Origin of the sequence: Pseudomonas sp. 22072 (assembly GCF_052046095.1) — a bacterium.
GTDB lineage: Bacteria > Pseudomonadota > Gammaproteobacteria > Pseudomonadales > Pseudomonadaceae > Aquipseudomonas > Aquipseudomonas paracarnis.
In genome coordinates, this window is sequence record NZ_JBQEQE010000038.1 from 29,992 (window position 1) to 36,106 (window position 6,115).

Genomic DNA, 6,115 nt, shown 5'->3' on the forward strand with positions numbered 1-6,115 from the left:
TTCGCGAGCAAGCCCGCTCCCACAACGGGTTCTGCGTTTAACCTGCTTTTTTCAGCGCTTGAACCAACTCATCTTTGCGCATGGTTGAGCGCCCAGGAATATCCTTGGCCCTCGCCTCTTTCATCAAACTTTCCTTGGTCTGCGTACCCAGCGAAGCCCCACTGCTGCGCGGGTGGCCTTCACGGCTGGCAGCGGCACGCTTGGCGGATTCCTGCCGGTCCTGGGTTTTCTTGGCCGGTGCTTTGCGTCGGCCTGATCCGCCGGCTTTTTCACCGCCGCCGGACTGTTTGTTGACGGTCGCCCAGGCGCGGGCTTCGGCTTCGTCCTTGGGCAACCCCTTATGCTCATAACTGTCTTCGATATGAGCGGCCTTGCGTTTCTGTTCGTCGGTGTATTTGGCTTTGCTTCCACGAGGCATCGCTAAAACTCCCTCTGGCCCCAGTCGCGGGGCCAGGCCAGAAATGGATTACTGAGTACTTTGAGCGTCGAGCTTGCGCGCCTCATCCACACCAGAAGCGGTGAGCTTGATCGGCAGGTTCAACGCGTATTCGCCGGCGTCGTCGGTGGTCACATGCCCATCCTTGATCAGCCCGCGGTCCTGCAGGAACGCCAAGACACTGGCGACCTCTTTTTCACCGCGGTAATTGTCCAGCACCTCCTTGCCCAAGCCTTGCGGATGGGCGTGCAGCAGGCGGGTGAGGACTTCTTTTTCAAGGTTTCTATCGACGTTCATGCGTACCTCTTCACTGGGAAATGGTCGGGTGTTGGTCGTACCAAGGGTGCATCAAGGCGCTGGTTGTTTCTGCGCGCCGGGGATGTTCGAGTCGTCGCCCTTGTTGATCTTCGGCTCATTGTTGCTCGTGCCAGGGCCCATCTTGCCGTTGCCTACGGCAGGCGGTGCCTGGCGCTGGGTGTCGTTGCCTTTGGTGCGTGGGTCGGCGCTGTTGTCGATGATCGCGCCACCGTTGGTATCCAGGCCGGTGCCCATGGATTTTTGCGACTCGGTAGTGGCGTCCGGCGTTGGATCGGTGGGGCCAGTGGTCGAGCTAGCCGCAAAGGCGCTCAAGGACGCGGCAGACAACAGGCCGGTCAGGGCGAGGGCAGCAAATTTGGAATTGTTCATCAGGGTGTCTCCATATGATTAATGTCCTTACCCTGTATTGGTCTGCCCGCGTTTGCCGATCGTGCCGGGATGGCGACGAACGGTATCAGCTCACATGTATCACTTTATTTGCCGATAGTCGGCGCGCTACCAAGCGCGCCACTGTGATCGTCCAGTTGAGTGCGGCGATCACCAGTACGCTCAGCATCATTGTCGCAAGGCCGAAGTCGACGATGATCTTGCCTGCGAGCCAGGGAAACCCGAAGACGCCGATAAAGTACGCCAGGCTGAACAGCAATAACGCCTGGGAAGTGGTACCGCTGGGCGCTTCGTTGGCCACCAGGCCGTTAATCACCGAATACGTCAGGCCATACCCGATCCCTAGCGTGGCGGCGGCGAGCACATAACTGAGGTTGCCGCTGACACCAAACGCGAACAGCGTGATCGCGCCGAGCATCACCCCGGATAATACGCAGGCAGCCTGGTACGCATCGCGCTTGACCACGAAACCGGCGATCAGCAGGCGACTGATAATTGCCGCTGTCAGGAAACCCGCGAAGAACAGCGAATAGTCCAGCTTATGGGCAACGGCATAGCTGGTCTGGAACGAAGATAGCCCCCCGAATACGCAGCCACCCAGGCCAACCATCAGGATGGCGAACGCCGCCTTGGAAGACAGTACGCGGCGGCTTGCAGCCCAGGAAATCCTGGATGTCGGTACATTCGCGTGCTGTCGCAACCGAGAGCCCATGCGCCAGAACATCACCACCCCGGCGAGGCTGGCGAGCCCGGCAATATAAAACGCCGTTGTCAGGGGCAGGTCCAGCGCAGTGGCGGCGCGTCCCAGCAAAGGGCCGGAACCTATGCCGCTCAACATACTGCCCGAGAGCAAGGCGAAATATTTGGCCCGCTGGCGGGGTTCCACCAGCAGCGTCACGATGATCGGACCCAAGGTATAGAACACGCCCCAGCCCAAGCCAAGGGACAATCCAAACAGCATCAAGCCCTGGCCAAACCCTGGCGTCAGGGCAAACCCCAGGCAGGCCACCACTAACAATAGGCCGGTGCTCGCAATCGCTCGCGCCGCGCCCATCGCATCGGCCAGATGCCCGGAAAGCACCACCGCTACGAAGGTGCTGAGCATTGCCGTGGCAATGATACTGCCCGCGTCGTGTTCATTACCGCCACGGGCATGGATCAGCAGTGACAACAAAAAGGTCGAGCCGTAAGACAGTGACAGCAGGAAACTGGCGAGGCAGAACAGCGCGAATGTCTTGGTGCCCACTGGTGGCGTGGCGTGCATGAGCAGGTCTCTGATCGTTGGATTTATGCCCATTGTTTACCATGGGCGTCCCCAGGCTTTGTTCTGTGGTTGCTGATGCTTGCTTCACCCCGCGCCGGAGTGAAACGTGCTGATTGGCATCAATTGCACTGCAAACGGCCATCAAACCGTCTTAGTATGTGGCCTTTGAATTTGCCCAAGGCTCGCCCATGACCATCGAGATTCGCCCCGCCGTGCCCAGCGATGCTGCGCAGATCCTGACCTTTATCACTGAACTTGCCGAGTACGAGAAAGCCCGGCATGAAGTGATCGCCAGCGTGGTGGATATCGAACGCAGCCTGTTCAGCGAAGGCGCCACGGCCCATGGCCTTATCTGCTTGCGCGACGGCTTGCCGATTGGCTTTGCGGTGTTCTTTTTCAGTTACTCGACGTGGCTGGGCAGTAACTGCCTGTACCTGGAAGATCTGTACATCAACCCGGAACAACGCGGCGGCGGGGCCGGCAAGAAGTTGCTGCGCCACTTGGCCAAGATCGCGTGTGACAACGGTTGCGGGCGCTTTGAATGGAGCGTGCTGGACTGGAACGAGCCAGCGATTGCCTTCTACAAATCCATAGGCGCCCAGCCTCAGGAAGAATGGGTGCGTTATCGCATGGAAGGCGATGCCCTGCGCGACTTTGCCCAAGGCTGAAGCCTCATTTATGTAAACACTAAAACCAGATGTGAGCTTTCCTGTGGCGAGCAAGCTTGCTTGCGCTGGGGTGCGAAGCGCCCCCCAAAAGCGGGAGTCTGCTGCGCAGACAGCGGGAGCAAGCTCCCTCGCCACAGCTAACCCGCTCGAACATTTTTTTATTTTTCTCAATATATGGGATCTTAATTTATATATTGAGATATTTCAGGCGATGGGTTTATAGTCGCCAGCATCAGCACTCACTACTAAAAATAAAAAGGTGAAGCGATGCAGGCGCAACCGTTGTCCCTACCCGCCGTGCCCGAGCCGACTTATGGCGAGCGGCTGAAGAACAAGGTGGTGATCGTCACCGGCGCCGCCCAAGGCATTGGCGAAGCCATCGTTGCCTGTTTCCAGGCCCAGCAGGCGCGGTTGATCATTGCGGATATCCAGGGCGACAAAGTCGAGAAAATCGCCGCTCATTGGCGCGAACACGGTGCGCAGGTTTACGCCCAACCGGTTGATATCACTTCCAAGGATCAATGGCAGGCACTGGTCAACCTGGCCATCGAGCGCTTTGGCCGCGTGGATGTGCTGGTCAACTGTGCCGGGGTCAACGTGTTCCGTGACCCGCTGGAGATGAGCGAAGAGGACTGGCGCCGCTGTTTCGCCATCGACCTCGACGGTGCCTGGTACGGCTGCCGCTCGGTATTGCCGCACATGATCGAGCAAGGTATCGGCAACATCATCAATATCGCGTCCACCCATTCCAGCCACATCATTCCCGGTTGCTTTCCTTACCCTGTGGCCAAGCACGGCCTGCTCGGCCTTACCCGGGCCCTGGGCATCGAGTACGCGCCCAAGGGCATCCGCGTGAATGCCATCGCCCCCGGCTATATCGAAACCCAGCTCAACGTCGATTACTGGAACGGTTTCCCAGACCCCCACGCCGAACGCCAGCGTGCGTTCGACCTGCACCCGCCCAAACGCATTGGCCAGCCCATCGAAGTGGCCATGACAGCACTGTTCCTGGCGACCGACGAGGCGCCCTTTATCAACGCCACTTGCCTGATGATCGATGGCGGGCGGTCTGTGATGTACCACGACTAAAGCGTTTTCCAATAACAAGAAGGAGGTGGTCCATGTTCAAGCAAACACTCGGTGCCGTGGCACTGGCAATGGCGTTCTGCGGCTGGGTATCGGCTGAAGAAGTGAAGATCGGTTTCCTGGTCAAGCAGGCCGAGGAACCTTGGTTTCAAACGGAGTGGGCATTCGCGGAAAAAGCCGGCAAAGAGCATGGTTTTACTGTGATCAAGATCGCCGTGCCCGATGGCGAAAAGACCTTGTCGGCCATCGACAGCCTGGCCGCGAATGGCGCCAAGGGTTTTGTGATCTGCCCGCCGGACGTGTCCCTGGGCCCGGCCATCGTTGCCAAGGCCAAGGTCAACGGTTTGAAAGTGATGGCCGTGGATGACCGCTTTGTCGATGCCAAGGGCAACTTCATGGAAGACGTGCCATACCTGGGAATGGCCGCGTTTGAAGTGGGCCAGAAGCAGGGCGCCGCCATGGCCGCCGAAGCGAAAAAACGCGGTTGGGACTGGAAGGACACCTATGCGGTGATCAATACCTTCAACGAACTCGACACCGGTAAGAAGCGTACAGACGGCTCGATCAAATCCCTCGAGGAGGCCGGTATTCCCAAGGACCACATCCTCACCGCTGCGCTGAAAACCCTCGACGTACCTGGCAGCATGGACGCCACCAACTCGGCCTTGGTCAAGCTGCCGAACGGGGCGAAGAACCTGATCATCGGCGGCATGAACGACAACACCGTGCTCGGCGGCGTGCGCGCCACCGAAAGTGCCGGCTTCAAGGCCGCCAACGTCATCGGCATCGGCATCAATGGCACCGACGCCATTGGCGAATTGAAGAAAGCCGACAGCGGTTTCTTCGGCTCCATGCTGCCCAGCCCGCATATCGAGGGCTATAACACCGCGCTGGCGATGTACGAGTGGGTCACCACCGGCAAGGAACCGGCCAAATACACCGCCATGGACGAAGTGACCTTGATCACCCGCGCCAATTTCCAGGAAGAACTGACCAAGATCGGCCTGTGGAAATGAGCGGCGCGGCCCTGCGTTTCAATGGCATCGGCAAGGAGTTTCCCGGTGTGAAAGCCCTGGCGCAGATCAGCTTTGAAGCGCGGCCGCATTCAGTGCACGCGCTGATGGGCGAGAACGGCGCCGGCAAGTCGACCCTGCTGAAAATCCTCGGCGGCGCCTACATTCCGTCCAGCGGTACGGTGCAGATCGGCGCGCAGACCATGGCCTTCAAATGCGCCGCCGACAGCATCGCCAGCGGTGTGGCGGTGATTCACCAGGAGCTGCACCTGGTGCCGGAAATGAGCGTGGCCGAGAACCTGTTCCTCGGGCATTTACCCACGCGCTTTGGCGTGGTCAACCGGAGCCTGCTGCGCAAGCAGGCCCTGGCCTGCCTCAAGGGGCTGGCCGATGAAATCGACCCCGACGAAAAACTCGGGCGCCTGTCCCTGGGCCAGCGCCAATTGGTGGAAATCGCCAAGGCGCTGTCCCGTGGCGCCCATGTGATCGCCTTTGACGAGCCGACCAGTAGCCTCTCGGCGCGGGAAATCGACCGCTTGATGGCCATCATCACGCGCCTGCGCGAGGAGGGCAAAGTAGTGCTCTACGTGTCGCACCGTATGGAAGAAGTGTTCCGTATCTGCGACGCAGTGACGGTCTTCAAGGACGGTCGCTACGTGCGTACGTTCGAGGACATGAACACGCTGACCCACGATCAACTGGTGACCTGCATGGTCGGTCGCGATATCCAGGATATCTACGATTACCGACCGCGTGAGCAGGGCGAAGTGGCGCTCAAGGTAGACGGCTTGCTCGGTCCTGGCCTGCGTGAACCGATCAGCTTTGAGGTGCGCAAGGGCGAGATCCTGGGCCTGTTCGGGCTGGTGGGCGCGGGGCGTACCGAGCTGTTTCGCCTGCTCAGTGGGTTGGAGCGCGCCAGTGCCGGCAGCCTGGAACTGTGCGG

8 protein-coding genes are annotated in these 6,115 nt (G+C 59.6%); 4 read left to right on the top strand and 4 right to left on the bottom strand.

Going from position 1 to position 6,115, the window contains the following annotated elements:
• Positions 1 to 37: 37 nt before the first annotated feature.
• The 4 genes from ACTJLA_RS24960 to ACTJLA_RS24975 form a co-directional block, all read right to left on the bottom strand.
• On the bottom strand, positions 38 to 418 hold the full coding sequence (locus ACTJLA_RS24960; protein ID WP_054897938.1) for a hypothetical protein: 381 nt from the start codon (positions 416 to 418) through the stop codon (positions 38 to 40).
• 48 nt (positions 419 to 466) lie between these two features.
• The gene (locus tag ACTJLA_RS24965; protein WP_032895690.1) at positions 467 to 733 is read right to left on the bottom strand and encodes a hypothetical protein; all 267 of its coding nucleotides are present in this window, start codon (positions 731 to 733) and stop codon (positions 467 to 469) included.
• Between the two features lie 51 nt (positions 734 to 784).
• Entirely contained in the window at positions 785 to 1,123 is a 339-nt protein-coding gene (locus tag ACTJLA_RS24970; RefSeq protein WP_057976376.1) for a hypothetical protein, read from the bottom strand.
• 85 nt (positions 1,124 to 1,208) lie between these two features.
• On the bottom strand, positions 1,209 to 2,405 hold the full coding sequence (locus ACTJLA_RS24975; protein ID WP_181124859.1) for an MFS transporter: 1,197 nt from the start codon (positions 2,403 to 2,405) through the stop codon (positions 1,209 to 1,211).
• Positions 2,406 to 2,593: 188 nt separating this feature from the next.
• Between ACTJLA_RS24975 and ACTJLA_RS24980 the strand changes: the two genes are divergently transcribed.
• The 4 genes from ACTJLA_RS24980 to ACTJLA_RS24995 form a co-directional block, all read left to right on the top strand.
• Positions 2,594 to 3,073, top strand: coding sequence for a GNAT family N-acetyltransferase (locus ACTJLA_RS24980; protein WP_034128422.1), 480 nt, complete (start codon positions 2,594 to 2,596; stop codon positions 3,071 to 3,073).
• A 267-nt stretch (positions 3,074 to 3,340) separates the two neighbouring features.
• Complete coding sequence (locus tag ACTJLA_RS24985; RefSeq protein ID WP_072448768.1) at positions 3,341 to 4,162, top strand: SDR family oxidoreductase; 822 nt, start codon at positions 3,341 to 3,343, stop codon at positions 4,160 to 4,162.
• Between the two features lie 32 nt (positions 4,163 to 4,194).
• Complete coding sequence (locus tag ACTJLA_RS24990) at positions 4,195 to 5,175, top strand: substrate-binding domain-containing protein (protein ID WP_082423423.1); 981 nt, start codon at positions 4,195 to 4,197, stop codon at positions 5,173 to 5,175.
• The coding region (locus ACTJLA_RS24995; RefSeq protein ID WP_440842337.1) for an ATP-binding cassette domain-containing protein at positions 5,172 to 6,115 on the top strand (944 nt) is incomplete at its 3' end. The genes ACTJLA_RS24990 and ACTJLA_RS24995, both read left to right, overlap by 4 nt.